The 25,905-nt window shown below is 66.1% G+C and carries 26 protein-coding genes; 12 read left to right on the forward strand and 14 right to left on the reverse strand.

All coding sequences use genetic code 11. From position 1 onward, the window contains the following. Positions 1–297: 297 nt before the first annotated feature. Positions 298–2,661: an acetamidase/formamidase family protein gene (locus CI41S_RS42410; protein WP_139864882.1), complete on the forward strand. Its 2,364-nt coding sequence runs from the start codon at positions 298–300 to the stop codon at positions 2,659–2,661. Positions 2,662–2,746: 85 nt separating this feature from the next. Here the strand turns inward: CI41S_RS42410 and phaR are convergent, their stop codons facing one another. Continuing rightward, positions 2,747–3,337, reverse strand: coding sequence for a polyhydroxyalkanoate synthesis repressor PhaR (phaR, locus tag CI41S_RS42415; protein ID WP_139481704.1), 591 nt, complete (start codon positions 3,335–3,337; stop codon positions 2,747–2,749). 315 nt (positions 3,338–3,652) lie between these two features. Here phaR and CI41S_RS42420 point away from each other — a divergent pair, with 315 nt between their 5' ends. The 3 genes from CI41S_RS42420 to yddG all read left to right on the forward strand — a co-directional run bounded on the left by CI41S_RS42420 (position 3,653) and on the right by yddG (position 6,693). After that, positions 3,653–4,831, forward strand: a complete 1,179-nt coding sequence (locus tag CI41S_RS42420) for an acetyl-CoA C-acetyltransferase (protein WP_139864883.1) — start codon at positions 3,653–3,655, stop codon at positions 4,829–4,831. A 179-nt stretch (positions 4,832–5,010) separates the two neighbouring features. Then, entirely contained in the window at positions 5,011–5,736 is a 726-nt protein-coding gene (gene phbB, locus CI41S_RS42425) for an acetoacetyl-CoA reductase (protein ID WP_139481706.1), read from the forward strand. An 84-nt stretch (positions 5,737–5,820) separates the two neighbouring features. Further along, entirely contained in the window at positions 5,821–6,693 is an 873-nt protein-coding gene (gene yddG, locus CI41S_RS42430) for an aromatic amino acid exporter YddG (protein WP_139481707.1), read from the forward strand. Between the two features lie 26 nt (positions 6,694–6,719). On the opposite strand, the gene CI41S_RS42435 is transcribed toward yddG, so the two are convergent. Together CI41S_RS42435 and gloB are read right to left on the reverse strand one after the other, a co-directional pair. Then, positions 6,720–7,148, reverse strand: coding sequence for a cupin domain-containing protein (locus tag CI41S_RS42435; protein WP_139864919.1), 429 nt, complete (start codon positions 7,146–7,148; stop codon positions 6,720–6,722). Positions 7,149–7,153: 5 nt separating this feature from the next. Continuing rightward, positions 7,154–7,921, reverse strand: a complete 768-nt coding sequence (gloB, locus tag CI41S_RS42440) for a hydroxyacylglutathione hydrolase (RefSeq protein ID WP_139864884.1) — start codon at positions 7,919–7,921, stop codon at positions 7,154–7,156. Positions 7,922–8,052: 131 nt separating this feature from the next. Here gloB and CI41S_RS42445 point away from each other — a divergent pair, with 131 nt between their 5' ends. Further along, positions 8,053–8,805, forward strand: a complete 753-nt coding sequence (locus CI41S_RS42445) for a class I SAM-dependent methyltransferase (protein WP_139481710.1) — start codon at positions 8,053–8,055, stop codon at positions 8,803–8,805. A gap of 97 nt (positions 8,806–8,902) precedes the next feature. Here the strand turns inward: CI41S_RS42445 and CI41S_RS42450 are convergent, their stop codons facing one another. Continuing rightward, complete coding sequence (locus CI41S_RS42450; RefSeq protein WP_139481711.1) at positions 8,903–9,649, reverse strand: DUF4167 domain-containing protein; 747 nt, start codon at positions 9,647–9,649, stop codon at positions 8,903–8,905. Positions 9,650–10,106: 457 nt separating this feature from the next. Continuing rightward, positions 10,107–10,991, reverse strand: a complete 885-nt coding sequence (gene prmC / locus CI41S_RS42455; protein ID WP_139864885.1) for a peptide chain release factor N(5)-glutamine methyltransferase — start codon at positions 10,989–10,991, stop codon at positions 10,107–10,109. Positions 10,992–11,094: 103 nt separating this feature from the next. On the opposite strand from prmC, the gene CI41S_RS42460 reads away from it, so the two are divergent. Both CI41S_RS42460 and CI41S_RS42465 read left to right on the forward strand, forming a co-directional pair. Next, a complete protein-coding gene (locus tag CI41S_RS42460) occupies positions 11,095–11,520 on the forward strand; it encodes an HIT family protein (RefSeq protein WP_139864920.1) in 426 nt (141 codons plus the stop codon). A 257-nt stretch (positions 11,521–11,777) separates the two neighbouring features. Then, positions 11,778–12,248, forward strand: coding sequence for a MarR family winged helix-turn-helix transcriptional regulator (locus CI41S_RS42465; protein WP_139864886.1), 471 nt, complete (start codon positions 11,778–11,780; stop codon positions 12,246–12,248). 3 nt (positions 12,249–12,251) lie between these two features. Here the strand turns inward: CI41S_RS42465 and prfA are convergent, their stop codons facing one another. The 4 genes from prfA to CI41S_RS42485 all read right to left on the reverse strand — a co-directional run bounded on the left by prfA (position 12,252) and on the right by CI41S_RS42485 (position 17,363). Next, positions 12,252–13,337, reverse strand: a complete 1,086-nt coding sequence (gene prfA, locus CI41S_RS42470; RefSeq protein ID WP_139864921.1) for a peptide chain release factor 1 — start codon at positions 13,335–13,337, stop codon at positions 12,252–12,254. Positions 13,338–13,383: 46 nt separating this feature from the next. Next, positions 13,384–15,651, reverse strand: coding sequence for a phosphoenolpyruvate--protein phosphotransferase (ptsP, locus tag CI41S_RS42475; RefSeq protein ID WP_139864887.1), 2,268 nt, complete (start codon positions 15,649–15,651; stop codon positions 13,384–13,386). A 6-nt stretch (positions 15,652–15,657) separates the two neighbouring features. Beyond that, positions 15,658–15,849: a hypothetical protein gene (locus CI41S_RS42480; protein WP_139864888.1), complete on the reverse strand. Its 192-nt coding sequence runs from the start codon at positions 15,847–15,849 to the stop codon at positions 15,658–15,660. A gap of 257 nt (positions 15,850–16,106) precedes the next feature. Next, positions 16,107–17,363: an aspartate kinase gene (locus tag CI41S_RS42485; RefSeq protein WP_139864889.1), complete on the reverse strand. Its 1,257-nt coding sequence runs from the start codon at positions 17,361–17,363 to the stop codon at positions 16,107–16,109. A gap of 197 nt (positions 17,364–17,560) precedes the next feature. On the opposite strand from CI41S_RS42485, the gene CI41S_RS42490 reads away from it, so the two are divergent. The 3 genes from CI41S_RS42490 to CI41S_RS42500 all read left to right on the forward strand — a co-directional run bounded on the left by CI41S_RS42490 (position 17,561) and on the right by CI41S_RS42500 (position 19,909). Then, positions 17,561–18,028, forward strand: a complete 468-nt coding sequence (locus CI41S_RS42490; RefSeq protein WP_139481716.1) for a PH domain-containing protein — start codon at positions 17,561–17,563, stop codon at positions 18,026–18,028. 14 nt (positions 18,029–18,042) lie between these two features. Then, complete coding sequence (gene ubiG, locus CI41S_RS42495; RefSeq protein ID WP_139481717.1) at positions 18,043–18,801, forward strand: bifunctional 2-polyprenyl-6-hydroxyphenol methylase/3-demethylubiquinol 3-O-methyltransferase UbiG; 759 nt, start codon at positions 18,043–18,045, stop codon at positions 18,799–18,801. Positions 18,802–19,009: 208 nt separating this feature from the next. Beyond that, complete coding sequence (locus CI41S_RS42500; protein WP_139864890.1) at positions 19,010–19,909, forward strand: DMT family transporter; 900 nt, start codon at positions 19,010–19,012, stop codon at positions 19,907–19,909. 110 nt (positions 19,910–20,019) lie between these two features. Here the strand turns inward: CI41S_RS42500 and CI41S_RS42505 are convergent, their stop codons facing one another. The 4 genes from CI41S_RS42505 to CI41S_RS42520 are packed head-to-tail and all read right to left on the reverse strand — an operon-like array spanning position 20,020 to position 22,480. After that, a complete protein-coding gene (locus tag CI41S_RS42505; RefSeq protein ID WP_139864891.1) occupies positions 20,020–20,493 on the reverse strand; it encodes a DUF1178 family protein in 474 nt (157 codons plus the stop codon). Further along, the gene (locus CI41S_RS42510; RefSeq protein WP_139864892.1) at positions 20,490–21,368 is read right to left on the reverse strand and encodes a carbon-nitrogen hydrolase family protein; all 879 of its coding nucleotides are present in this window, start codon (positions 21,366–21,368) and stop codon (positions 20,490–20,492) included. Before CI41S_RS42510 ends, CI41S_RS42505 begins: the two co-directional genes overlap by 4 nt. Further along, on the reverse strand, positions 21,368–21,640 hold the full coding sequence (gene grxC / locus CI41S_RS42515) for a glutaredoxin 3 (protein ID WP_139864893.1): 273 nt from the start codon (positions 21,638–21,640) through the stop codon (positions 21,368–21,370). Before grxC ends, CI41S_RS42510 begins: the two co-directional genes overlap by 1 nt. Before the next feature lie 30 nt (positions 21,641–21,670). Continuing rightward, positions 21,671–22,480 (reverse strand): ComF family protein, encoded by an 810-nt coding sequence (locus CI41S_RS42520; protein WP_139864922.1) that lies wholly within the window; start codon positions 22,478–22,480, stop codon positions 21,671–21,673. 78 nt (positions 22,481–22,558) lie between these two features. Between CI41S_RS42520 and CI41S_RS42525 the strand changes: the two genes are divergently transcribed. Further along, positions 22,559–23,410: a methyltransferase domain-containing protein gene (locus CI41S_RS42525; RefSeq protein WP_139864894.1), complete on the forward strand. Its 852-nt coding sequence runs from the start codon at positions 22,559–22,561 to the stop codon at positions 23,408–23,410. A gap of 549 nt (positions 23,411–23,959) precedes the next feature. Here the strand turns inward: CI41S_RS42525 and CI41S_RS42530 are convergent. Further along, on the reverse strand, positions 23,960–24,370 hold the full coding sequence (locus tag CI41S_RS42530) for a (deoxy)nucleoside triphosphate pyrophosphohydrolase (RefSeq protein WP_139864895.1): 411 nt from the start codon (positions 24,368–24,370) through the stop codon (positions 23,960–23,962). Positions 24,371–24,538: 168 nt separating this feature from the next. On the opposite strand from CI41S_RS42530, the gene CI41S_RS42535 reads away from it, so the two are divergent. Further along, the gene (locus CI41S_RS42535; protein ID WP_139864896.1) at positions 24,539–25,867 is read left to right on the forward strand and encodes a TadE/TadG family type IV pilus assembly protein; all 1,329 of its coding nucleotides are present in this window, start codon (positions 24,539–24,541) and stop codon (positions 25,865–25,867) included. Positions 25,868–25,905 lie beyond the last annotated feature (38 nt).

The raw sequence follows: 25,905 nt of genomic DNA on the forward strand, positions 1-25,905 counted from the left end.
GCGCCGCGCCGACATGACCACGCGCGCCCAATAATTTGCCGGCGCAGTCTTCACCCGCCGCGGGAAAGCGTCTGTGGCGGCCGCGAAAGCGCCTGTCATGGCGGAAGTCCGCAGCGCAGCACGGCCGCCACGGTCAAGATTTTGGACGCTTCTGATCAAATCGCGCGACACCCGCCTTGCCCGCAGGCTGGGCAGGGCGTGCCGTCGCAACATGCTTGCCGCCTCATCACAATCGGTGCACGCTGCTTTCACGGCTACGTGATTGAGGGGCCGCAATGCGGCGGCCTGGAGGGAGTGATGGTCGCCAGCTCCTATCGGGTTTCGATCGATGCGATCCCGCGGCAGAACCAGCGGGAGGTCTGGCGCGAGGCGCTCGGCGGCTTGCTGCTCGACTGTCAATTGCCGGAAAGCGGACCGTTCCAGTTCGGCGAGCTGACGTCAAAACGCTCGACCAGCGGCGCGCAGCTCGTGCTGCTGCGTTCCAGCGAGCAGCAAATCGTCTGCAGCGGTCATGCGGCGTCGGCCGCGGCGCCGGCCCGGGTCGCCATCATCTTCCATGGATACGGTCGCGGCAGCATCGCATCCGGCCAGCGCAGCTGCGAGTTCGCCGACAACGACGTCTCGGTGTGCGATCTGCAGTCGGCCTGGCGCATGACCTTGCGCGAAGATTTCGAAATCCTGCTGCTCGAATTGCCGCGCGAGCGGCTGCTCGGCCGCCTCGGGCACAATCGCCTGCGTCTGCCGATCGTGCTCGGGGCGACCATTGCTGCCGCGGCCGTGCGTCCTGTCATGCGAACCCTTGGCGGCAATTTCGCCATCCTCGACAAGGCCGATCTCGCGACGGCCGAAGTCGCGGTCACCGAACTCGTCGCCGGCGCGCTGCTTGGCGAGACCCGGCTCGATGCCGAAACCATGACCCAGGTCCAGGCCGGGCATCTGCGGCGCGTCGATGCCGCGATTGAGGCGCAGCTCGGCAATCCCGGCCTGACGATTGCGGACATTGCCCGCCAGGAGGGCCTGTCGCAGCGCTATCTGCAGCGGCTGTTCGAACGCCAGAACACGACGTTCTCGGCCTATCTGCGCGAGCGGCGCCTGGAGCGCTGCTGCAACGATCTGATCGATCCCAACTATGCCGACCAGCGCATCGCGGCGATCAGCTACCGGTGGGGGTTTTCCGACCAGGCGCATTTCAGCCGCATGTTCAGCGCCACCTACGGCACCTCGCCGCGCCAATTCCGCAAGGCGGTGCCGCGTGATCAGGAGACGGCGCGGACGCGAGGCCGGCCGCGGCTGATGCGCGGCACCGCGACGGTGCTGCGGCTCGCGCCCGGCGCGGCGCCGCAAGAGATTGCGCGCCAGGAGCCCATCGCACCCGCCGAGCCTCCTGCAGCGCCGCCGGACGTGCGGGTGTCGTCACACCATCATCTCAAGGTGTCGAGGGACACCACGCATTGGGGTTATCTCAGCCGCACCATCCCGCCGGTCATGTGCGTGGAATCAGGTGCGCTGGTGACGATCGAGACGCTGACCCAGCACGCCTTCGACGATTACGAGCGCATGATCAAGGGCGATCCGGGCGCCGAGAGCGTGTTTCACTGGACCGCCGAGCGAAAGTCGGTCGAGCGGCGCGGCGCCGGGCCGATGGACGGTTCGATCTTCGGCCGCGGTGCGGGGGAGGGGTTCGGCGTGCATATCTGCACCGGCCCGATCCATGTTCGCGGCGCGGAGCCGGGCGACGTGCTCGAGGTGCAAATCACCGACATCTGGCCGCGGCCCTGCGCCAACCCGGCGTTCGCCGGCAAGTCGTTCGGCAGCAACGCTGCGGCCTGGTGGGGCTTTCAGTACAACGACCTGATCGATCCGCCGGGCAAGCGCGAGACCATCACGATCTTCGAGACCGATGCGCGCGCCGAGACGGCGCACGCGCTCTACTCCTACCGCTGGACGCCGCAGACCGATCCGTTCGGCGTGCGCCACGACACGATGGATTATCCCGGCGTGCCGGTCGATCACGCAACGATCGAGAAGCGGGTGGGTGTGCTCGCCGGCGTCCGTGTTCCGGCGCGGCTGCATTTCGGCTTCATGGCGGTCGCACCGCGCGAGTCCGAACTCGTCGATTCGATTCCGCCCGGCTATTTCGGCGGCAATGTCGATAATTGGCGCGCCACCAAAGGCACCACGCTCTATCTGCCGGTCGCCGTACCCGGCGCGCTGTTCTCGATTGGCGATCCGCATTTCGCGCAGGGCGACGGTGAGATCAACGGCACGGCGCTGGAGCTCTCGCTCACCGGCCAGTTCCGCCTGATCCTGCACAAGAGCGGGCAAGCGACCAAGCCGCATCTGGAGGGACTCGGGCACCCGCTGCTGGAAACGGCCGAGGAGTGGATCCTGCATGGCTTCAGCTACGGCAACTATCTGCGCGAGCTCGGCCGCAACGCGCAGTCGGAAATCTACCAGCGTTCCTCGGTCGACCTCGCACTGCGCAATGCGTTCCGGGCGACGCGCAAATTCCTGATGGAGTGCTACCGCCTCAGCGAGGACGAGGCGCTGGCGCTGATCTCGCTCGGCGTCGATTTCGGCGTCACCCAGGTTGCCGACGGCAATTGGGGCGTGCACGCGATCGTCCGCAAGACCATGTTCGGCCAGGCGGCCGGCGCCTGACCGCGGCACGAAATTCAACGTTGGCCAATCGAGATGGTGTCGTCCCGGCGCAGGCCGGGACGATGGGGACGTAGCGCGACGAGACCTACTCGTCCTTCTTCGCCGGCTGCGACATGCGCTCGAGGCGATCCTGCATGTCCTTCATCTGGCGGCGGAGATCGTCGATGTTGTCGGCGTCCGGCGCGGGCTCCGGCGCCTTCTCGGCCTCGGCGTTGCCACGCTGCGGCACGAACGGCTTGAACATCGAGAAGGTCTGCTGGAACAGCTCCATGTTGCGGCGGACCTGCTCCTCCAGCGGCGCAAACGGCGTTCCGCTCAGGGCGCCGGCGATCTGCTTGCGGAACTTCTCCTGCTCCTTGGTCAGCGTCTCCAGCGACTGCTCGAGATATTTCGGCACCACCATCTGCATGCTGTCGCCGTAGAAGCGGATCAGCTGGCGCAGGAAAGTGGTCGGCAGCAGGTTCTGCCCGGCCTTGTTCTCCTGCTCGAAGATGATTTGCGCGAGCACTGAGCGGGTGATGTCGTCGCCGGTCTTGGCGTCATAGACGAGGAAGTCCTCGCCCTCCTTCACCATTGCCGCGAGGTCCTCGAGCGTCACATAGGTGCTCGTACCGGTATTATAGAGCCGCCGGTTCGCGTACTTCTTGATCGTCGTCGGTTGTTCAGATTTTGCCATGGGCTCACACTTCCAACACCGTAGGACCTGGAACCCAGCAGCATCGCCGCAGGGCTAAATGCAACGCATCGCAGCAAAGGTAAGCATTTTCAAAGCGGTTCGGCTACCGTTTTGTGCGGCACGGTTAATCTCAAAGCATAGGGATTGCTCAGGAAACTGCCAAGGGCGCTATTTCGCGTGCGGCGCGGCGCGAAATCGGCCACTGGCCAATTGACACACGCTGCCTAGGTTAACAGGATGGAATCAAGAGACAGGCCCGCCAACCGGCCGCCCGCCGTCGAGAAAACCTAAGCCCGATAACCAAAGGAGATGTCCATGTCAGACGATGTCGTCATCGTCAGCGCCGCCCGCACCCCGGTCGGCAGCTTCAACGGCGCGTTCGCCACCACCCCGGCCCATGACCTCGGCGCCATCGCCATCAAGGCGGCGCTGGAGCGCGCCGGCGTCGAACCCGGCCAGGTCTCCGAAGTCATCATGGGGCAGATCCTCACCGCGGCGCAGGGCCAGAATCCGGCCCGCCAGGCCTCGATCGGGGCTGGCATCCCGGTGGAAAGCCCGGCTTGGGGCGTCAACCAGCTCTGCGGCTCCGGCCTGCGCACGGTGGCGCTGGGCTACCAAGCGCTGCTCAACGGCGATTCCTCGATCGTGGTCGCCGGCGGCCAGGAATCGATGAGCATGGCCCCGCACGCGCAATACCTGCGCGGCGGCGTCAAGATGGGCGGCCTCGAGCTGGTCGACACCATGATCAAGGACGGCCTGTGGGACGCCTTCAACGGCTACCACATGGGCAACACCGCGGAGAACGTCGCCAAGCAGTACCAGATCACGCGCTCGCAGCAGGACGAGTTCGCGGTCGCCTCGCAGAACAAGGCCGAGGCGGCGCAGAAGGCCGGCCGGTTCAAGGACGAGATCGTCCCGGTCACCATCAAGACCCGCAAGGGCGACATCGTGGTCGATGCCGACGAATATCCGCGCCATGGCGCCACGCTCGACGCGATGGGCAAGCTGAAGCCGGCGTTCGAGAAGGACGGCACGGTCACCGCCGGCAACGCCTCGGGCATCAATGACGGCGCCGCCGCCGTGGTGCTGATGACCGCCAAGGAAGCCGCCCGGCAGGGCAAGACGCCGATCGCCCGCATCGTCTCGTGGGGCCAGGCCGGCGTCGACCCCAAGATCATGGGCACCGGCCCGATCCCCGCCTCGCGCACCGCGCTGAAGAAGGCCGGCTGGAACATCGCCGACCTCGATCTGATCGAGGCCAACGAGGCGTTCGCGGCGCAGGCCTGCGCGGTCAACAAGGACCTCGGCTGGGACCCGGCCAAGGTCAACGTCAATGGCGGCGCGATCGCGATCGGCCATCCGGTTGGTGCGTCGGGCGCGCGCGTGCTGGTGACGCTGCTGCACGAAATGCAGAAGCGCGATGCCAAGAAGGGCCTCGCGACGCTGTGCATCGGCGGCGGCATGGGCATCGCTATGTGCGTTGCACGCGACTGAACAAAAGGCAGCCAGGCGGGTTAGGCTGATGAAAAGATCATCTGTCAACCAAGGCGCGAGCTGATAAATAAGATGCCCGGCCTCGCGCCGGGCATTTTTGTTTCGAGGGTTTTTGAGTGAGTGAGTGCGACGGCCGGGGGCAATTCCGGTCATAAAAGACGGCCAAGGAGGAGACGGACATGGCACGTGTTGCATTGGTGACGGGCGGTACGCGGGGCATCGGAGCGGCGATCAGCAAGGGATTGAAGGCGGCCGGCTACAAGGTCGCGGCGAGCTACGCCGGCAATGATGCGGCTGCGGAGAAGTTCAAGGCGGAAACCGGCATCCCCGTCTACAAATGGGATGTCGCCTCGTTCGACGCCTGCGCGGAGGGCGTCAAGAAGGTCGAGGCCGAGCTCGGCCCGGTCGACATTCTGGTCAACAACGCCGGCATCACCCGCGACACCGCCTTCCACAAGATGACGCTGCAGCAGTGGAATGAGGTGATCAACACCAACCTCGGCTCGCTGTTCAACATGACGCGCCAGGTGATCGAAGGCATGCGCGCCCGCAAGTTCGGCCGCATCATCTCGATCTCCTCGATCAACGGCCAGAAGGGACAGTTCGGCCAGGTCAACTATTCGGCGGCGAAGGCCGGCGACATCGGCTTCACCAAGGCGCTGGCGCTGGAGAACGCCAAGGGCGGCATCACCGTCAACGTGATCGCACCCGGCTACATCAACACCGAGATGGTGCAGGCGGTGCCGAAGGACGTGCTGGAGAAGAACGTGATCCCGCAGATCCCGGTCAACCGGCTCGGCGAGCCCGAGGAGATCGCGCGCGCGGTCGTGTTCCTCGCCGCCGACGATGCCGGCTTCATCACCGGCTCGACGCTGACCATCAACGGCGGCCAGTATCACGCCTGAGCGGCGTCGCGCCGCACGCGATATCGATCACGACGAGATGCCCGGCCTTGTGCCGGGCATTTTCGTCTGTACAAGGGGGCCGTGATGACGACCCGTACTGCCACCCTTGTCGGACTGACCGCCATCCTGATGTGGTCGCTGCTGTCGGTGATGACGGTTGCGACCGGCAAGATTCCAGCGTTCCAGCTCGCCGCCATGACGTTTGCGATCGGCGCTGTGGTTGCATTCATCAGCTTCCTGTTCCGTCCCGCCGCGTTCGGCGCCTTGAAGCAGCCGCTCGTAGCCTGGGTGGTCGGCGTCGGCGGATTGTTCGGCTATCACGCGCTGTATTTCCTGGCGCTGCGCTTCGCGCCGCCGGCGGAAGCAGGCCTGCTCAACTATCTCTGGCCGCTGTTGATCGTGCTGTTCTCATCGCTGCTGCCGGGCGAGCGGCTCGCCGTCCATCACGTCGTCGGCGCGGTATTGGGGCTGGTCGGCACGGTGCTGCTGTTCGCCGGCAACACCGGCAATTTCTCGAAGGAGCAGATCCCGGGCTTCGCGGCCGCCTTCGTCGCGGCCTTTGTCTGGGCGTCCTACTCCGTGATGTCGCGCCGGCTCAAGGCAGTGCCGACAGATGCGGTGGCGGGCTTTTGCCTTGCCACCGCCGTGCTTGCCGCCCTCGTGCACGGCATGGTCGAGACCACGGTCTGGCCCGCGAGCCCGCTGCAATGGCTCGCCGTGATCGGGCTCGGTATCGGCCCGGTCGGCGCGGCGTTCTTCGCCTGGGACATCGGCATGAAGCGCGGCGACATCCGCGTGCTCGGCGCCGCCTCCTACGCCACGCCGCTGCTCTCCACAGCCTTCCTGATCCTCGCCGGCTTCGCGCAAGCCAGCGCCAACATCGCGATCGCCGCGATCCTGATCGCCGGCGGCGGGCTCATCGCGGCCAAGGACATGGTGCTGCGAAAGAGAGCCTAGGATGGGTTCGCTACGCTCTACCCATCCTACGAAGCCGGCTCCCAGCCTTTCGGCGCCAGCTCGAATTTTGCGAACTCGAATGCCGGCGCGACCGTGCAGCCGACCAGCGTCCACTCTCCGGCACTCTCCGCGGCCTGCCAGGCACCTGCCGGCACGATCGCTTGCGGCCGTTCGCCGCCTGCGACATCCGGCCCGAGCGTCACCGTGTGCCGGCTTCCGCCCTCCTGCGCGATCTGCAAGCGCAGCGGCGCGCCGGCGTAATAGTGCCACGTCTCCACAGCGTCGATGCGGTGCCAGTGCGAACGCTCGCCGCGCGCCAGCAAAAAGTAGATCGCGGTGGAGCGGCTGCGTCCGCTGATGTCGCAGCTCGCGTCGCGAAACGTCTCGCGAAAATGCCCGCCCTCGGGATGCGGCTGCAGGTCGAGCCGGGCGATGATCTCGGCAGCTGACAGCACGGACATCACGACTTGTTCTTGCGCTCGCGCAGCTCGCCGAACACCTGGGCCGGATCGGCGCCCTTCATGTGCAGCTTGGCCGCGACCGCAGGCTCGTCGGCGCGCAGGAACACGTTGGCCTTCTTCTCGTCGCCGAGCAGCACCGGGATGGTCGGCTCGTTCTCGGCGCGGAGCTTTGCCACCTCCGCGGCGCGCGCCTGCAAGTCGGGATTATCGGCCTCGATGGTGAGGGCGAATTTGACGTTGGCGGCGGTGTATTCATGGCCGCAGTAGAGCCGAAAGTCGTCCGGCAGCGCGCGCAGCTTCAGCAGCGAGTCCCACATCATCGGATAATTGCCCTCGAACACCCGGCCGCATCCGATCGAGAACAGCGTGTCGGCGGCGAACACCGCCTTCTCGCTGTCGAACACGTAGGAGATATGGTCCAGCGTATGGCCGGGCGTCTCGACGACGCGCGCGAGCAGGCTGCCGACCTTGATGACGTCGGCATTGACGGCGCGCAGATCGACATTGGCGATCTTGGCCGACTTGTCGTGCGGAGCGACGACGCGGCAGCCGTATTTCTGCTTCAGCTCCGCGACGCCGCCGACATGGTCGCCGTGGTGATGCGTGATCAGGATGTCGGTCAGCGTCCAGCCTTCGCGCTCCAGCGCCTTGATGATCGGGGCGGCCTCCGGCGCATCGATCGACGCCGTCGCTTTCGTCGCGGGGTCGTGGATCAGGTAGCCGAAATTGTCGGTGAGGCAGGTGAAGGTGCGAATCTCGGCGGCCATGTTATCTCCACGAATTGCTGGTGCGAGGGCGCTAACACGCCAAATATAGGGGTGAAATATGGCGTTAACGCTCCGGCGGCAACGCAATTTTGCGCGCCCCCGGGCCGCGAGCGGCATGTTAGGCTGAAACCATGGACGTCATTGATCTCCGGGATTTCTATTCGCAGCGCCTCGGCATCGTGGCGCGGCAGCTGATCAACCGCGGTATCCGTGAGCGCTGGCCCAATGCGGAGGGCCAGCGGGTGCTCGGCCTCGGCTACCCGACACCCTATCTCGGCCTGTTCCGCGAGAGCTGCGAGCGCTGCATCGCCTTCATGCCGGCGGCCCAGGGCGTGCTGAAATGGCCGACCGGGCGGCCGGCGCTGGCCACCTTGATCGACGAGTTCTCGATGCCGTTGCCGGATGCCGCGGTCGACCGCGTGCTGCTGGTGCATGCGCTGGAGATGTCGGACGATCCGGAGCGGTTGCTGCGCGAGGTCTGGCGCGTGCTGGCGCCCTCGGGGCGGCTGATCGCGGTGATCCCGAACCGCCGCGGCGTATGGACGCGCACCGACACCACGCCGTTTGGCCATGGCCGGCCCTATTCGCGCGCGCAGATCACGCAGCTGTTGCGGCAGACCTGGTTCACGCCGACCGCATGGGGCGAGGCGCTGTTCATGCCGCCGGTGCAGGGCTCCTGGTTCCTGCGCTCGGCGGTGGCGTGGGAGCGCGTCGGCGCCGCGCTGTCGATGCCGTTCGCCGGCGTGCATATCGTCGAGGCGAGCAAGCAGGTCTACCGCGCCATCCCCGCCAACCGCGAGCGCGCCCGGCTGATTCCATCGCTGCAGCCGGTGCTGGTGCCGTCGTCGACGGCGACGCGCAAGGCGGCGCATACCGAGCGCTGATGCTGTTTGCATGCCTCCAATACGCAAATGCCCGGGCCAGGCCCGGGCATTTCGAATTGCAGGATTTGCAGCGCTAACCGATCAATGATCGGCAGCCTTACTCGTTGCCCGGATTGAAGTCCTCGCTCGGCGCGGGCTGCGCGGCGGCGTCGGGACGCGGGCCGTGCGGACGGCGGCGCCGGCGCGGAAAGCGCTCGCCGCGCTCGCTGCGTTCACCGCCGCCATTGCCCTCATAGCTGCCGTTGACCTGCGGCTGCGGGCCGCCGGTGATGAAGGAGGGCAGGCGATCCACGCCGCTATCGGCCAGCACGGGCTGCGGCTGGTTCGCCGGCTGCGGCTGCGGCTGATATTGCGGCTGCTGACGATGCTCGCGCTCACGCTCACGGTGTTCACGCGGCTGCTGCTGATCGCGCTGGTAGGGCTGCTGGCCGTTCTCGCGCACATAGGGCTGCTGCTGCGGCACGAAGCCGGGCTCCTGGCCGAAGCTCGAATAGCCGTCATTGTCGTCGTCGTTGTCGTCGGACGACGGCATCGCCTCGGCATCGGGCCGCGGCTGCTGCTGGTTCTGCCGGAATTGCTCCTGCGCGGCCGCGATGATCCGGTAATAGTGCTCGGCGTGCTGGTAGTAATTCTCGGCCGCGACCGGATCGCCGGAGGAGCGCGCATCGCGCGCCAGCTGCACGTATTTCTCGGCCACGTGGGACGCCGTGCCGCGGATCTTGATATCGGGTCCGTTCGATTCGTACACCCGCGTCAGAGGATTCTGGCCGCGCCGGTTATTGTTGTTATTATTATTGTTGTTATTCCGGTTGCGCATCCGCTTGTTGTTCTGACCGTTTCTCATTTGTCGCCTTTATTCCAGCCCTGAAGTTATTGCAGTTCATTGCCTCTCCGATTCGGCGCGCATTCAAGCGCGCGGAATCGCACTACCGTCGAAAGTGGCTTCGATGTTGCCGACCATCTCGTTTCAGCAAAGTCGCGTTCAGCAAAGACGCGTTCCCCAACCGCCAGCGGATCGCGCCGGCGACCAAATCATTCCGCCTGTCGAGACAGGCCCAGTTCTCTCGCGTAAGTCTTCAAGCGCAATAACAGGCTTTCGTTCGCTTGGCGGTCGAGAGCAGCACAGCTCTAGCTATTGCGCTCAATGTGACCTGCGTTCTTGGAACCTTTGGATCGGCGGGCTCTGCTGAACCCTGGTCATCACCCCGTATCGGCTACGGGGGCCAGTACCGACGTTGTGGCCGGAACGTAGTCGTTCCCGGGGGTAATTCCAAGAGGTTTTTTTGCGTTCCAATAGGACTTTATCGGGGCAGCCGGCGGGCGGAAACCGCCCTCGGGATGCCCCCCAGATCGGCCCTGGGCGGCCCGGTCGGGGATAAGCCCGCGGCCGTCATCAGGGCTTCAACGTCGGCCTCCTGGCCGCGGCCGATTTCGACAACCAGAAATCCGCCTGGCACCAGAAGACCCGCAGAATGCGAGATCAGCGCGCGGTAGGCATCGAGCCCGTCGGCGCCGCCGTCGAGCGCGGCGCGTGGATCGTGGTCGCGCACCTCGGTGGCGAGATCGGGGATCTCGGTTGTCCGGATATAGGGCGGGTTCGACACGATCAAGTCGAACGGGCCCACGAGCCCGCTACCAAAATCACAGTTAATCATCGTCGCGCGATCCGCAAGCCCGAGCGCCGCTGCGTTCTGGCGCGCGGTATCGAGCGCCTCCGCCGAGATGTCGGTGCCGAAGCCATGCGCGTGGGGCAGTTCCGAAAGCAGCGCCAGCAGGATCGCGCCGCTGCCGGTGCCGAGATCGGCGATCCGCAGCGCGCGCTCCGCCGCGCCATCGGCGCGCAACAGCTCGAGCGCGCGCTCGACCACCGTCTCGGTGTCGGGGCGCGGCACCAACGTCGCGGCGGAAAGTTGTAGCGGCAGCCCCCAAAACTCCTTGTTGCCAAGGATGCGCGCGACCGGCTCGCCGGCAAGCCGGCGCTGCGCCAACGCTTCGATGCGATCCGCTTCGGCTGCGGTCAGGGTTCGATTGGCCGCGGAGATCATGCCGGTCAGATCGAGCCCGAGCGCGGCGCCGGCCAAGAGCCGCGCATCCAGCTCGGCCGACTTGTTGCCGGCGGCCTTGAGGCGCGCGGCCAGCGCGCGCCTGCTGGTCTCGACGGTCTGGTGGTCAGCTGCTGCGCTCATCGCGCGTTGTTAGCCGATGGTCGGTGCGGCGTCGATATGGCTTGCGCCGCGCGCGGCCGGCGCGCACGGTTCGGGCATGAGCGCCCTGACCGGAAACAGCAACATGACGGCCTATGACGACCAGAACGCCTTCGCAAAAATCCTGCGCGGCGAGATCCCGAGCTTCAAGGTCTACGAGACCGACCGGACCTTCGCCTTTCTCGACATCATGCCGCGATCGCCGGGACATACGCTGGTGATCCCGAAGGCGCCGGCGCGCGGCATCCTCGATATCGCCGAGGACGACCTTGCCGAGGTCGCGCGGTCGGCAAAACGCATCGCCGTCGGCGCGATGAAGGCGTTCAGTGCCGACGGCATCATCATCCAGCAGTTCAGCGAGCCCGCCAGCGGGCAGGTGGTGCTTCACCTGCACATGCATGTGATGCCGGTGAAGGCCGGTGTCGCGCTGCTGCCGGCACAGACCCACAAGCAGGACATGGACGTGCTTGCGGAACACGCGAAGCGGATGATTGCGGCGTTGGGAAATTGAGCGGGCGGCCGGGTCCGACGCGGAATGCCGTAATCCGTATCCCGAGAGGCCATGCGCAATATCGACTTCGTCATTGCGAGGCGCGCAGCGACGAAGCAATCCATTGCTCCGCGTATGATCGCTGCCGGCCGGAGCTGCGACACTCAGGCCGTTGAAAACATCGCCGGCAGCGGTATCCGGAGATGGTTTGCGTCATGGTAGCTTGGTAGCGTCGTCCGGTCTCCGCCATCGCGCGGACCATCTCCAGGGACGAGCGAATGCCGCAACCCAAGCAGCGCCGGACCACGGCCGGAACCACGACGCGCGGCGGCGCGGCGGGAGCGGTCGATTACGAGGCGCTGGCCCGCTTTCGCTACCAGCTGCGGACGTTTCTGGCGTTCAGCGAGCAGGCGGCCAAGCAGGCCGGATTGACGCCGCAGCAACACCAGGCGCTGCTCGGCATCAAGGGCTTCGTCCGCCCGGGCCCGGCGACCGTCGGCGACATCGCGCGCTTTCTGCTGGTCCGGCATCACTCCGCCGTCGAGCTGGTGGATCGCATGGTGAAGCTCGGGCTGATCAGCCGGTTCGCCGATCCCGAGGACGGTCGCCGCGTTTTGCTCAAGCTGACACAGAAGGGCGAGCGGAAGCTGCAGTCGCTGTCGCGGAAGAACGTCGAGGAGCTGCGGCGCGCCGCGAGCCCGGCGCTGCGCCGGCTGTTGAAGTCATCGTCGCAACCCGGCGAATCCTGAGCCTTACGCCGCAGCGCCCTGCGCCGCGAGCTGCGCGGCCTGGTGTTCGGTGGTCAGCGCATCGATCAGTTCGCCGAGCGCTTCGCCGGCGATCACCTGCGGCAATTTATAGAGCGTCAGATTGATGCGGTGGTCGGTGACGCGCCCTTGCGGGAAATTGTAGGTGCGGATGCGCTCGGAGCGATCGCCGGAGCCGACCTTCTCCTTGCGGTCGGCGGAGCGCGCGGCCTCGACGCGCTGGCGCTCGGCGTCGTAGATGCGCGAGCGCAGGATGTTCATCGCCGAGGCGCGGTTTTTGTGTTGCGAGCGGCTGTCCTGCATCATCACCACGATGCCGGTCGGGATGTGGGTGATGCGGATCGCCGATTCGGTCTTGTTGACGTGCTGGCCGCCGGCGCCGCCGGCGCGCATGGTCTCGATCCGCAAATCCGTGTCCTTGATGTCGACGTCGACATCCTCGACCTCCGGCAGCACCGCGACTGTTGCGGCCGAGGTGTGGATGCGCCCCTGCGTCTCGGTGTCGGGCACGCGCTGCACACGATGCACGCCGGATTCGAATTTCAGTTTTGCAAAGGCGCCGCGGCCCTGCACCTCGGCGATGATTTCCTTGTAGCCGCCGACGGTGCCTTCGCTGGCCGAGATCACCTCGACCTTCCAGCCCTGCAGGCCGGCGAAGCGCTCATACATCCGGAACAGATCGCCGGCGAACAGCGAAGCCTCGTCGCCGCCGGTGCCGGCGCGGATTTCCAGCATCACGTTGCGATCGTCCATCGCGTCCTTGGGCAGCAGCGCGACCCGGATCTTCTGCTCGAGCTCGCCAATGCGCGCCTGCAGCGTCTCGAGCTCGGCCTCCGCCATGCTATGCATCTCGGGATCTTCAGCCGCGTCAGCCAGCAGCGCCTCGGCGCCGGCGAGCTCGGTGCGGGCGGAACGATAGTCCTTCACCGCGTCGATCAGCGGATTGAGCTCGGCGAGCTCGCGGGTGATCGCAACGTAGCGGTCGGAGTTCACCTGGCCGAGCAGCTCGGCCTCGAGCGAGGCGTGATGGGCGAGCAGGATGTCGAGTTTGGCTTCGGGTAGCATGGCGATGTCTCGAATTGCGAAAGCGGGACGGCGAACGGCGACGGCAGCGTCGCTACAAGGCCAGCCCCTCGGTTTCCGCAAACTTGGTCAGCGCCGCACGGATCGACACGCTGCCGGACGGCTTGTCGAGCAGCGGATTGATCATGGCCTCGGCCTTCTTGGCGTCGAGATCGAGGATCATCGCCTTCACCGGGCCGTGCGCGGTTGCCGACAATGAAAGAGAACGGTAGCCGAGCGCAATCAGCGCCAGCGCGCCGATCGGCTTCGAGGCCATCTCGCCGCACAGCGAGGCGGCCTTCTTCGCGGCCTTGGCCTTGCGCACGATGTCGCGCAGCGCGCGCAGGATCGGCGCCGACAGGATGTCGAACCGCTCGGACACCTTGGCGTTGCCGCGGTCGACCGCGAACAGGAACTGGAACAGATCGTTGGAGCCGACCGAGACGAAGTCGACCCGCTTCAACAGCTCGTCGAGCTGGTAGAGCAGGGCCGGCACCTCGACCATGGTGCCGACATCGATGCGCTCGGGCAGCGAATGGCCGTGCTGGCGCAGATAGGTCAATTCGCGCTCGACGATCGCCTTGGCCTGGTCGAACTCGGCGACGTCGGAGATCATCGGGAACATGATCTTCAGCGCGCGGCCGCCGCCGGCGCGGAGCAGCGCGCGGATCTGGCCGCGCAGCAGGCCGGGGCGGTCGAGGCCGAGCCGGATCGCCCGCCAGCCGAGCGCCGGGTTCTCCTCGACCACGGTCTCCATATAGGGCAGCGCCTTGTCGCCGCCGATGTCGAGCGTGCGGAAGGTGACGGGCTTTGTGCCCGCGGCATCCAGCACGGTGCGATACAGCGCGAGCTGGTCGGTCGAGCGCGGCAGGCTCGGGCTCACCATGAACTGCAGCTCGGTGCGGAACAGCCCGACGCCGGCGCTGCCGGTGTCGTCGATATGCGGCAGGTCGATGGTCAGGCCGGCATTGATCAAAAGCTCGATCGGCTGGCCGTCCTTGGTGACGCAGGGCTTGTCGCGCAGCGCCGAATACTGCGCCTGCCGCCGCGCGCGGAACCGCACGCGTTCGGCATAGGCGGATTCGATCTCGGTCGAGGGCCGGACATAGATCTCGCCGGAAATGCCGTCGACGATGATGGCGTCGCCGGGATCTGCGATGCCGGGGGCGTTCGGCACCTCGCCGACCGCGGGAATGCCGAGCGCGCGCGCCACGATCGAGACGTGCGAATTGGCGGTGCCTTCCTCCAGCACCAGGCCGCGCAGCCGCTTGCGGTCGTAGTCGAGCAGCGCCGCCGGGCCCATCGCGCGCGCGATCAAAATGGCATTGTCGGGCAGTTGCTCGCGCGAGGGCGCGTGATCCTGGCCGACCAGCTGCCGCATCAGGCGGTGGCCGAGATCCTCGAGATCGTGCAGGCGGTCGCGCAGATAAGGATCGGTCGAGCGCAGCATGCGGGCGCGGGTGTCGGACTGCACGCGTTCGACGGCGGCCTCCGCGGTCAGGCCGGTGGCGACCGCCTCGTGCAGCTTGTGTGACCAGCCCTGGTCGTTGGCGAACATGCGGTAGGCTTCCAGCACCTCGCGGTGCTCGCCGCCTTCGGCGACGTCGCCGCGCTCCAGGAGGCGGTCGAGGTCGGCGCGCAGGCTGGCCAGCGCCGTGTCGAGCCGCTTGACCTCCTTGGGCAGGTCCTCGGCGATGTAATTGGTGATGACGACGCGCGGCTCGTGCAGCACGACATGGCCGAGCGCGATGCCGTCGGACAGCACCGCGCCGGTCTTGTGCAGCGAGTGCCGCGCCGCCGGCTCGGCGCCGGGCTGCGCCAGCGCGGCGAGCTCGCCGGAGGCGATCATCTCCGCCAGCACCATGGCGGTGGTCTGCAGCGCCTCGACCTCTTCCTCGACATAGGTGCGCTTGGCGCGGTTCTGCACCACGAGCACGCCGAGCGTGTTGCCGGCGCGCAGGATCGGCACGCCGAGGAAGGAGTGGTAGGCCTCTTCGCCGGTCTCCGGGCGGTAGGAGAAGGCCGGATGGCTTTGCGCGTCGGACAGGTTCAGCGGCGTCGCCTCGCTGGCGACGAGGCCGACCAGGCCCTCATGCGCGCTCAGCACGGTGTGGTGCACGGCGTCGCGGTTGAGGCCTTCGGTGGCGTAGAGCTCCAGCGTGTTGTCGACGCGCAGCACATAGGTCGAGCACACCTCGGCCACCATGTTGGCCGCGATAAGCACCACGATCTTGTCGAGGCGCTCCTGCGCGGAGACTTGCTCCGCCATGGTTTCGCGGAGCCGTCTCAACAGGATGCGCGGGCCTCCCGAGGCGCTCCGCATGTGCTTTCAGTCCCTCCCGCCAAACCAGCGCGCCGGGGTGCCGGCCGCTGGCGCAAAACTCGTCAAATCCAGCAATTTTAGTGATTCGGCGTCGCCGCGAACACCGGTCCCCGCCGAATCGGGATCGCCAAAACTGTGGCACAGTTTGCGGCAGCCCACCTGACTGGCCGTATAGCCAATCGAGGCTTGCTTTGCCAAGCAAAACGCCTGCCAGTAGCAAATAACGTCTGCGTCAGCCCAATGCTGCGCCCGCTAAGAGAAATTCTAACTATCGGGGCCGCGAGCGAGCCGGCCTCCTTCCCTTCTCCCCTTGTGGGAGAAGGTGTCGCGGTCGCAGTCCGCGACGGATGAGGGGTTCTCTCCGTTTGCAAGACCGCCCGAGTGGAGACAACCCCTCACCCGGCTTCGCTTCGCGAAGCCACCCTCTCCCACAAGGGGAGAGGGTTTAGAGCGCCCTACGCCTGATCCAGCCCGTACAGCGTGTGCAGCGTGCGCACGGCGAGCTCGGTGTAGGCGGCGTCGATCAAGACCGAGAACTTGATCTCGGACGTCGTGATGGCGCGGATGTTGATGTTGCGCTCGGCCAGCGCGCGGAACGCCTTCGAGGCGACGCCGGCGTGGCTGCGCATGCCGCTGCCGATCACCGAGACCTTGGCGACGTCGGTCGCGGTGTCGAGCCTGGCATAGCCGATCTTGGCCTTGGCGGCGGTAATGGTGTCCTTGGCGCGGTTATAGTCGGCGGCCGGAACGGTGAAGGTGAGGTCGGTGGTCTTGCCGTCCTCCGACACGTTCTGCACGATCATGTCGACATTGATGTTGGCATCCGCGAGCGGCCCGAAGATCGAGGCGGCAACGCCCGGCTTGTCTTCGATCTGGCGCACGGAAATCTGGGCCTCGTCCTTGGAGAAGGCGATGCCGGTGACGACGTGCATTTCCATGATTTCCTCCTCGCTGCAGATCAGCGTGCCCGGCGGCTGGTTGGCGTGCGGGTCGATATCCTCAGGCTTGTCGAAGCTGGAGCGCACGAAGATCGGCATGTTGTGCACCATGCCGAGTTCCACCGAGCGGACCTGCAGCACCTTGGCGCCCTGCGAGGCCAGCTCCAGCATGTCCTCGAAGGCGATCTTGTCGAGCCGACGCGCCTTCGGCACCACGCGGGGATCGGTGGTGTAGACGCCGTCGACGTCGGTGTAGATGTCGCAGCGGTCGGCGCGCAGCGCGGCTGCGATCGCCACCGCGGAGGTGTCCGAGCCGCCGCGGCCCAGCGTCGTGATGCGGCCGGTCTGCGGGTTGATGCCCTGGAAGCCGGCGATCACGGCGACCTCCTTGCGCTCCTTGAAGCGGGTCATGATCTCGCTGCCGTCAATATCGAGGATGCGCGCCGAGGCATGCGCGTCCGAGGTCTTGATCGGGATCTGCCAGCCCTGCCAGGAGCGCGCCTGGATGCCGAGGCCCTGCAGCACGATCGCGAGCAGGCCGGAGGTCACCTGTTCACCGGAGGCGACCACCGCGTCATATTCCCGCGCGTCATGCAGCGGCGACGCCTCGGTGCACCAGCCGACCAACTCGTTGGTCTTGCCGGACATCGCGGAGACGACCACGGCGACCTCATGGCCCGCGTCGACCTCGCGCTTCACGTGCTGGGCGACGTTGCGGATACGATCGATATTGGCGACGGACGTACCGCCGAATTTCATCACGAGGCGGCCCATGACGACGCGTCTATTCCTTTAAGAGGATAAGTAGGTTAACCCACGCCGAAAACCGCAAGCGCGGGCACCGAAAGGCGCGTATACATAGCGGCGCGCCCGGGGGCAAGGTGGTTCCTGCGGGACTTTTGGGGGTGTTTTGCGGTGTTTCACCCGTCGCGGGCGGGCTGTGGCGCCGTGGTTACTCGAAGGCGGAGCGGATGGGCCGTTACATCGACGAAATCCTGCAGCCGGGCGAGAAGGTGCTGTATTCCACCAACGCGCACTGGATGTTCTATCTGCCGGCGATCGGGGCATGGACCGTGGTGGTGGTGCTGCTGATCCTGTCGCGGCTCGTGACCGTCGACGGCCTCGTCTTGGTCTGCCTTGCGGCCGCCGCGGTGGTGGCGGTCGCGGCGGTCTACTGGACCATCAGGGCCTGGTTCCACCGGCTCACCACCGAGACCGACGTCACCAACCTGCGCGTTGTCCACAAGACCGGCTTCATCACCCGCAAGACATTCGAGATGAGCCTCGACAAGGTCGAGAGCGTCGACGTCTATCAGAGCATCATGGGACGTATTCTCAACTACGGCGATGTCACCATTCAGGGTGTCGGTGAGGGCAGGCAAAAAATCGCGACCATCGCCTCGCCGCTGGCGTTCCGCAGTGCGATCACCGCGCGATAGGGGCGCGCGCAATCATGGCCATGCAGACAAATCTCTCCAATGCCTCCGCCAGCTCGGTCGATCCGGCCGAGATCGCGAAATTCTCAAAGCTGTCGGACGAATGGTGGGATCCGCACGGCAAGATGGCGCCGCTGCACAAGATCAATCCGCTGCGCCTGACCTACATCCGCGACGCCGCCTGCCGCAAGTTCGAGCGCAACGCCAAGAGTCTCGGCTGCCTGTCCGGCCTGCGCGTGCTCGACATCGGCTGCGGGGCCGGGCTGTTGTGCGAGCCGTTGACGCGGCTGGGCGCCCAGGTGATCGGCATCGATCCCTCCGCCACCAACATATCGGCCGCCAAGCTGCACGCCGACAAGGGCCATCTGTCGATCGACTACCGCTGCACCACGGTCGAGGACATGGACGTGCGCGAGCGCTTCGACATCGTGCTGGCGATGGAGGTGGTCGAGCACGTCACCGACGTCGGTGCCTTCCTCAAGCGCTGCGCCGCGATGCTCAAGCCCGGCGGGCTGATGGTGGTTTCGACGTTGAACCGCAACTGGAAAAGCTTTGCGCTCGCCATCGTCGGCGCCGAATACGTGCTGCGCTGGCTGCCGCGCGGCACCCACGAGTGGAGCAAGTTCGTCACCCCCGCCGAGCTCGAACGCTACCTCGGCGACCTCAACCTCACCGTCACCGAACAGGCCGGCGTGGTCTACAACCCGCTCGCCGACAAATGGAGCGTCTCGTCCGACATGGACGTGAACTACATGGTGATCGCGGAGGAGGTGTGAGCCCCCTGTAGCCCGGATGGAGCGCAGCGTAATCCGGGACAGGTTCATCCGCGGGTAGAGCGGCCCCGGATTGCGCTTCGCTGCATCCGGGCTACGGAAGTTTGTGGACGCTGCGCAATCCTGTCATGCGCTGACTTGGTTTGACCGTATCGGCGGCAATCGGCACGGTGCTGATATACTCCCGCCCGGCACGCTTTCCGCAACGCATATGTTCACGCTCGCTTCGCTCTGGATTCCCTTCACCATCGTTGCCGCGTTCGGGCAGGTGGCGCGCAATGCGATGCAGCGGCATCTGACCGGGCCGCTCGGGACCTGGGGCGCGACCAATATCCGCTTCTTGTTCGGGCTGCCGTTCTCGGTGCTGTTCTTCGCGCTCGCCGTGATCGCGACCGGCGACCGCGTGCCGTGGCCGTCGAGCGCGTTCTGGCCGTGGCTCGTCACCGGTGCGCTGAGCCAGATCGTCGGCACCGGCTTCATGCTGCTGGCGATGAACGACCGCTCCTTCGTGGTGACCACGGCCTATATGAAGACCGAGGCGATCCAGACCGCGATCTTCGGCTTCATCTTCCTCGGCGACCATCTCACGGCGGCCAAGGTGATCGCGATTGTGATCGCCACCGTCGGTGTCGTCATCACCGCGCTGCGGCCCGGCGGCTCGAGGAGTTTTGCCGATCTGCGCCCGACTGTGCTCGGCCTCGGCGCCGCCGCGGTGTTCGCGATCTCGGCGGTGAGCTTTCGCGGCGCGATCATCGCGGTGCCCGGCGTCTCGTTCGTGACGGCAGCCTCCTGCACGCTGATGTGGAGCCTGTTCGTGCAGACGCTGATTCTGTCGGTCTATTTGCTGCTGCGCGCGCCCGATGTGCTGCGGAAAATTCTCGGCCTCTGGCGCCCGTCAATGTTCGCCGGCTTCATGGGCGCGTTCTCCTCGCAGTTCTGGTTCCTGGCGTTCGCGCTGACGGCGGCGGCCAATGTGCGCACGCTGGCGCTGATCGAGGTGCTGTTCGCGCAGGGCGTGGCGTATTTCTCGCTCAAGCAGCCGTTCTCGCTGCGCGAGCTGATCGGCATCGTCCTGATCGTGATCGGGGTCGCGTTGCTGGTGGCGAGCTGACGCTAAAGCGCGATGAGATTGGGTTGAATCGTCATCGCGCTTTAGCTCTTTATTTGAGCATGATCTTTTCGGAAAACCGCTTCACACTTTTCCGGATCATGCTCTAAGCGTCAGTTCCGGTCTTCGGGCAGCGTCGGCAGCGGCGAGACCTCGACGCCTTCGTCGATCAGCGCGCGCGCTTCTTCGGGTGACGCCTCGCCATAGATCGGGCGATGCTCGATATCGCCGTAATGCATCTTGCGGGCTTCGTTGGGGAAGCGGTCGCCGACATTGTCGGCGTTCTTGACGATATGGTCGCGCAGCTCTTTCAGCTTGGCGCGCAGCTCGCGCTCCTGCGCCATCATCAGCGAGGTCGGCTCGCTGGCGGCAGTTTCCGCGGGCGCCGCGCCAGGTGCAGGCTGCGCCGGCTCGCGGCCCTTCTTGCCGATCACCCGCGGCGCCATGATCGCGCGCTCGATCTCGCTCGAGCCGCAGGTCGGGCAATCGATCAGGTGCCGCCGCTCCTGCGATTCATAGGCCGAGGAACTCTGGAACCAGCTCTCGAACTGGTGACCGCGCGCGCACCGTAGGGTGTAGCGGATCATGCCGAGCCCCGGACGAGGTGCAGATGCTCCGGACCGGCCTTGGGGTCGGCGATGCCGAAGCGGCGGCCGTGCTGCAGCGAGGGGATGGTTTTGCGCGCGGTCTCGACCTTGGCGGTATCGATCTCGGCCAGGAACACGCCGGGCTCGACCCCGCCCTCGGCGATGATCTCGCCCCAGGGGTCGACGATCAGCGAATGCCCAAAGGTCTCGCGCTTGTTCTCATGCAGGCCGGCCTGGGCCGCCGCGAACACGAAGCAGCCGGTCTCGATGGCGCGGGCGCGCAGCAGCGTGTGCCAATGCGCCTCGCCGGTCTTGCGGGTGAAGGCGGAGGGCACCGTGAGGAACCAGGCGCCGGCCTCCGCGAGCGCGCGGTACAGCGCCGGGAAGCGCACGTCGTAGCAGATCGTCAGCCCGATCCGGCCCCACGGCAGGTCCGAGATCACCGCGGTCTCGCCGGGCTGGTAATTGGCCGATTCGCGATAGCTCTCGCCGCCCGGCAGATCGATGTCGAACATGTGGATCTTGTCGTAGCTCGCGAGCAGATTGCCCTCGGGCCCGATCAGGAACGAGCGGTTCACCGCCTTCTCCGGCGAATAGCGCAGCGCCAGCGAGCCGATATGCAGATGGATCTTCAATTCGGCGGCGAGCGCGCGATAGGCCTGCAGCGACTTGTCGTCCTCCTCGCTCGCCAGGTGCTCGAACAGCGCCTTGCGGTTCAGCTGCATCATGTTGCTGACTTCGGGCGTCTGCACATAGTTGGCGCCCTGCGCCGCCGCCTCGCGGATCAGCCGCATGCCCTGCTCGAGGCTCGGCTCCGGCAGCAGCGAGGTGCGCATCTGCACCATGGCGGCGGTGAAGGTGGTGTGCTCGGCCATCAGGCGCCGCCTCCGTTCGCAAGCAGGCCGTCGAGCTTGCCCTCGCGGTCGAGCGCGTAGAGCTCGTCGCAGCCGCCGACATGCATTTTGTCGATGAAGATCTGCGGGAAGGTCGACCCGGCTCCGGCGCGGTCGTACATCTCGTCGCGATAGGACGGGTTGCTGGCGACGCTGAGCTCGGTGAACGCGGCGTTCTTGCGCGTCAGCAGCGATTTGGCCGCGGTGCAATAACCGCAGCCCGGGCGGGTGTAGATTTCAATGGCAGCGGTCATGATGCGCTCGGTTGAACCAGAAGGTTCGGATTATATGGGAGCGCGGTGGGTATCGACAACCCGGGCAAACACCAGCACGTCGACCTGCGCCGCTTTGGCGCGCAACAGCGCCCGCGCGCAGGCATCCGCCGTGGCGCCGGACGTCAGGACGTCGTCGACCAGGATGACGCGGCGGCCCTGGATCTCAGCCTTGCGCTCATCGGCGATCCCGAATGCGCCCTGGACATTGCTGGCGCGGTCCTTGCGCGACAGCCCGATCTGCTGCTCGGTGGCGCGGATGCGCCGCAGCGCCTCGGAGGCCATTTTGACGCCGCTCTGGCGCGAGATCACCTTGGCGAGCGCGCCGGACTGGTTGTAGCGCCGGCCCCAGCCACGCCGCCAGTGCAAGGGAACCGGGACCAGCAGGTCGGCGCCGTCGAGCAATTCCTTCCCCGCGCGTGCCATCCAGCGACCCATGGTCGGCGCCAGATCGGTGCGATCCTGGTATTTCAGCGCATGCACCAGCGTCCGCGCGACGTCGTCATAGCGCACCGCAGCGCGGGCGCGCTGGTAGGCCGGGGGACTGGCGATCGCCTCCATCGACAGCAGCTCCGGTCCGGGGTCGTAGACAAAGGGAATGCCGAGCCGCGGGCAGAACGGCGGCGCGATGAACGACAATTTCGCCCAGCACGCCGCGCACACCCCCTCGCCATGAACCGGCTCCCGGCAGGACACGCACAGCGTCGGCAGCGCGATGTCGAGCGCCATTCGCGCCGCGCGCATCCACACGCCCCCGATCGCGCCAAGCGCGCGCTGAAAATGACCGGAAATCGAGCGGGGTGGTGATGCCTCGGCGTCCATGGCGGGCGAGGCTAGCGTTTGGGCCACGCGGGCTCAAGGCGCATTGCCTGCGGCGGCGGTCCGGCGTAACCAGCCCGGATGGCAACGACCCCGCCCGCAGCCCCCATGCTGTTCGATCGCGCACTTCTGCTGCAGCGGCAGTTGCGCGCGTCACGCCATCCGGCGGATTTTCTGCTGATGCGCGTCAACGACGAGATGGAGGAGAGGCTTGGCGCAATGATGCGCAAGTTCGAGCACGTCGCGGACGTCTGGACACCTGGTGAAGGGTTGCAGATTCGCCTTTGGCGCGGTCTCCAGGTTCCGATTGCTCGTCCAGCGGAGCCGTCAGGATTTGTGGCGGAAACTCTGCCGCTGGCTGCGGAATCCCTGGATCTTGCGGTCTCCGCGCTGGCCTTCCAGTTTGTCAACGATCTGCCGGGCGTGCTGGCGCAAATCCGCCGCGCGCTGAAGCCGGACGGGTTGTTGCTCGCGGCGATGCTCGGCGGCGATACGCTGACCGAGCTGCGGCAGAGCTTTGCCGCCGCCGAGGCCGAATGCGAGGGCGGCGTGTCGCCGCGCGTCGCGCCGTTTGCCGATCTGCGCGACATCGGCGCGCTGCTGCAGCGCGCGGGGTTTGCGCTGCCGGTTACCGACGTCGACCGCGTCGTGGTGCGCTACGCCAGCGCCTTCGCGCTGATGGCCGATCTCAGGCGGATGGGCGCCACCAACGTGCTGCGCGAGCGCCGCCACACCTTAACCCGCCGCGCCACCATGCTGCGCATGGCGCAGCTCTACGCCGAGCGCTTCGCCGACGCAGACGGCCGCATCCGCGCCACCTTCGACATCGTCTGGCTGTCCGGCTGGGCGCCGCATGAGAGCCAGCCAAAGCCGCTGAAGCCGGGCTCGGCCAAGGCGAGCCTGGAAGCGGCAGTGAAGCAGGCGAAACGCTGACGCGTGAGGTGAGCACGCTCTTCAGGCTCCCTCCCCCCTTGCGGGGGAGGGTTGGGGAGAGGGGTGGCCCCGGGCGAGATGCGTAAACAAGTCGATGCTAAATCAAGCGTCGCGCTCACCGCTGAGTGTCCTTCGCACTCGACAAATAGCGGAGCAAGCGGCACCCCTCTCCCTAACCCTCTCCCGCAAGGGGAGAGGGAACCCTCCCAGCGGTGCGTCCCTCACATCGCTGATGACGGGCGCATCCCGATAGTTGCTTCGACTTGCATTGAAGCCACAAAGACAGTGAGGTGAGCACGTTAGTCAGGCTCTCTTCCCCCTTGCGGGGGAGGGTTGGGGAGAGGGGTGGCCGCATCGGGACTGCCGACGTGGTCTTAGCCTCTGCACAATTTCGGAATATTGGAAAAATACCCCTGACTTGCCCGATGTGTCAAGCGGCTTGTCGAACGCCGGGAACCGCCGGCTACTTTGCATGGGGTTGTTTTTCAGGTTTTGATGCGCGCCCCCTGCGACGGCCCCACAAGGGGCCGTGCGCAAGACCAGTTCAGCTCACAGCAGCAGATCGATCAGATGCGGCAGCAGCGGGATATCCGCCGGCGGCATCGGGTAGTCGCGCAGCTTGCTGGCGCGCACCCAGGCCAGCTGCTGGCCCTCACGGGCCACTACCATGCCCTCCCAGCGGCGGCAGATGTAGAGCGGCATCAACAGATGGAAGGTTTCGTAGGCGTGGCTCGCAAAGGTCAGCGGCGCGAGGCACGGCTCGCTCACGGTGATGCCGATCTCCTCGTGCAGCTCGCGGATCAGTGTCTGTTCCGGCCGCTCGCCGGGCTCGATCTTGCCACCGGGGAATTCCCACAGCCCCGCCAGCGCCTTGCCTTCGGGGCGCTGCGCCAGCAGCACGCGCTTGTCGGCGTCGACCAGCGCGCAGGCGGCGACCAGGGTCAGCTTGATGTCGGCCATGCAGCGTGGATGTCCCTATGGTTGAAATCGGCAAGCTTCCATTAACCAGCTGCGCGCTCAGCGCCAAACGTTTTGTCGCAATGCGGCTTTCAGCGGCCGCAATAAGCTTGCCTTAATTCGCCGGAGGCAGGGTGGGGGCTCCCGCGTCCTTTACTGCCGACAGAACCCATGCGCACCTTGACCCGGACCATCAGCCGTTTCCGCCGCGATCGCTCGGGCAACATCGCGATCATCTTCGGCCTCGTCGCGCTGCCGGCCCTCGTCGCTGTCGGATGCGCGGTCGACTATACCCGCGCCAACCAGATCCGCACCAAGCTGATCTCCGCTGCCGACGCCGCCAGCGTCGGTTCGATCGCCAAGGCCTCGCCGGGCTTCATCGCCGCCGGCGCCATGACCTCGGACGGCCCGGTTGCGGCGGGCAACGACGACGCGACCAAGATCTTCAACGGCAACATCTTCAACCAGACCGGCTTCACGCTCAACAGCGTGACGCCGGCCGTGACCAAGAGCGGCGGCACCCTGACCGCCAAGGTGCAGTTCTCCGCCGACGTCCCCACCATGTTTCTCGGCGTGATCGGCAGCGGCAAGATCACCGTGACGGGCACCTCGACGTCGACGGCGACGATGCCGCTCTACATCGACTTCTATCTGCTGCTCGACAATTCGCCGTCGATGGGCGTCGCGGCGACGCCGGCCGACGTGACCACCATGGTCAACAACACGTCGGACAAATGCGCCTTCGCCTGTCACGACTACAACGATGCCAACAACTACTACAATCTGGCCAAGAAGCTCGGCGTCACGACGCGGATCGACGTGCTGCGCAGCGCGACGCAGCAGTTGATGGACACCGCGGCGAGCACCGCGACCTATGCCAACCAGTACCGGATGGCGATCTATGATTTCGGTGCCTCGTCGGCGACGATCGGCTTGCGCGCGCTGTTCAACCTGTCGACCAGCCTGTCGAGCGCCAAGACCGCGGCCGGCAACATCGACCTGATGGGCGTCTACGGCAACAATGATTCCTACACCGCCGACAAGGACACCCAGTTCTCGACGGTGCTTCCCGCCATCAGCAATGCGATCAGCGCGCCGGGCCCCGGCACCTCGTCGTCGCCGCAAAAATACCTGTTCTTCGTCTCCGACGGCGTGGCCGACGAGCCCAATGCGGCCTGCCTGAAGCCGATCACCGGCAGCAATCGTTGCCAGTCGCCGATCGATCCTGCACTGTGCACGGCGATCAAGAACCGCGGTATCAAGATCGCGGTACTCTACACCACGTACCTGCAGCTGCCGACCAACGCCTGGTACATGAGCTGGATCGACCCGTTCAATCAGGGTCCGTTCGGTCCGTCGCCGAACAGCCAGATCGCGCAGAACATGCAGGCCTGCGCCTCGCCGGGATTCTATTTCGAGGTCAGCCCGACCCAGGGCATCGCGGATGCGATGACCGCGTTGTTCAAGAAGGCCGTCGCCGACGCCCGGATCAGCAGTTAAAGGGCTGAAGCTCCCGCACCGTCACCCTGAGAAGATGT

It is taken from the genome of Bradyrhizobium ivorense (assembly GCF_900696085.1).
In the GTDB taxonomy this organism is placed as follows: Bacteria; Pseudomonadota; Alphaproteobacteria; order Rhizobiales; family Xanthobacteraceae; genus Bradyrhizobium; species Bradyrhizobium ivorense.

Excerpts from the sequence above, each read along its gene's own strand:
- CI41S_RS42410 (WP_139864882.1), top strand. The coding sequence starts at position 298 with ATGGTCGCCAGCTCCTATCGGGTTTCGATCGATGCGATCCCGCGGCAG.
- CI41S_RS42525 (WP_139864894.1), top strand. The coding sequence starts at position 22,559 with ATGGCAACGACCCCGCCCGCAGCCCCCATGCTGTTCGATCGCGCACTT.
- phaR (WP_139481704.1), bottom strand. The coding sequence starts at position 3,337 with ATGGCAAAATCTGAACAACCGACGACGATCAAGAAGTACGCGAACCGG.
- CI41S_RS42420 (WP_139864883.1), top strand. The coding sequence starts at position 3,653 with ATGTCAGACGATGTCGTCATCGTCAGCGCCGCCCGCACCCCGGTCGGC.
- gloB (WP_139864884.1), bottom strand. The coding sequence starts at position 7,921 with ATGGCCGCCGAGATTCGCACCTTCACCTGCCTCACCGACAATTTCGGC.
- CI41S_RS42505 (WP_139864891.1), bottom strand. The coding sequence starts at position 20,493 with ATGATCCGCTACACCCTACGGTGCGCGCGCGGTCACCAGTTCGAGAGC.
- yddG (WP_139481707.1), top strand. The coding sequence starts at position 5,821 with ATGACGACCCGTACTGCCACCCTTGTCGGACTGACCGCCATCCTGATG.
- CI41S_RS42445 (WP_139481710.1), top strand. The coding sequence starts at position 8,053 with ATGGACGTCATTGATCTCCGGGATTTCTATTCGCAGCGCCTCGGCATC.
- CI41S_RS42535 (WP_139864896.1), top strand. The coding sequence starts at position 24,539 with ATGCGCACCTTGACCCGGACCATCAGCCGTTTCCGCCGCGATCGCTCG.
- CI41S_RS42510 (WP_139864892.1), bottom strand. The coding sequence starts at position 21,368 with ATGGCCGAGCACACCACCTTCACCGCCGCCATGGTGCAGATGCGCACC.
- CI41S_RS42500 (WP_139864890.1), top strand. The coding sequence starts at position 19,010 with ATGTTCACGCTCGCTTCGCTCTGGATTCCCTTCACCATCGTTGCCGCG.
- CI41S_RS42460 (WP_139864920.1), top strand. The coding sequence starts at position 11,095 with ATGACGGCCTATGACGACCAGAACGCCTTCGCAAAAATCCTGCGCGGC.
- CI41S_RS42520 (WP_139864922.1), bottom strand. The coding sequence starts at position 22,480 with ATGGACGCCGAGGCATCACCACCCCGCTCGATTTCCGGTCATTTTCAG.
- CI41S_RS42485 (WP_139864889.1), bottom strand. The coding sequence starts at position 17,363 with ATGGGCCGCCTCGTGATGAAATTCGGCGGTACGTCCGTCGCCAATATC.
- ubiG (WP_139481717.1), top strand. The coding sequence starts at position 18,043 with ATGGCCATGCAGACAAATCTCTCCAATGCCTCCGCCAGCTCGGTCGAT.
- prmC (WP_139864885.1), bottom strand. The coding sequence starts at position 10,991 with ATGAGCGCAGCAGCTGACCACCAGACCGTCGAGACCAGCAGGCGCGCG.
- CI41S_RS42465 (WP_139864886.1), top strand. The coding sequence starts at position 11,778 with ATGCCGCAACCCAAGCAGCGCCGGACCACGGCCGGAACCACGACGCGC.
- grxC (WP_139864893.1), bottom strand. The coding sequence starts at position 21,640 with ATGACCGCTGCCATTGAAATCTACACCCGCCCGGGCTGCGGTTATTGC.
- CI41S_RS42530 (WP_139864895.1), bottom strand. The coding sequence starts at position 24,370 with ATGGCCGACATCAAGCTGACCCTGGTCGCCGCCTGCGCGCTGGTCGAC.
- ptsP (WP_139864887.1), bottom strand. The coding sequence starts at position 15,651 with ATGCGGAGCGCCTCGGGAGGCCCGCGCATCCTGTTGAGACGGCTCCGC.
- phbB (WP_139481706.1), top strand. The coding sequence starts at position 5,011 with ATGGCACGTGTTGCATTGGTGACGGGCGGTACGCGGGGCATCGGAGCG.
- CI41S_RS42450 (WP_139481711.1), bottom strand. The coding sequence starts at position 9,649 with ATGAGAAACGGTCAGAACAACAAGCGGATGCGCAACCGGAATAACAAC.
- CI41S_RS42490 (WP_139481716.1), top strand. The coding sequence starts at position 17,561 with ATGGGCCGTTACATCGACGAAATCCTGCAGCCGGGCGAGAAGGTGCTG.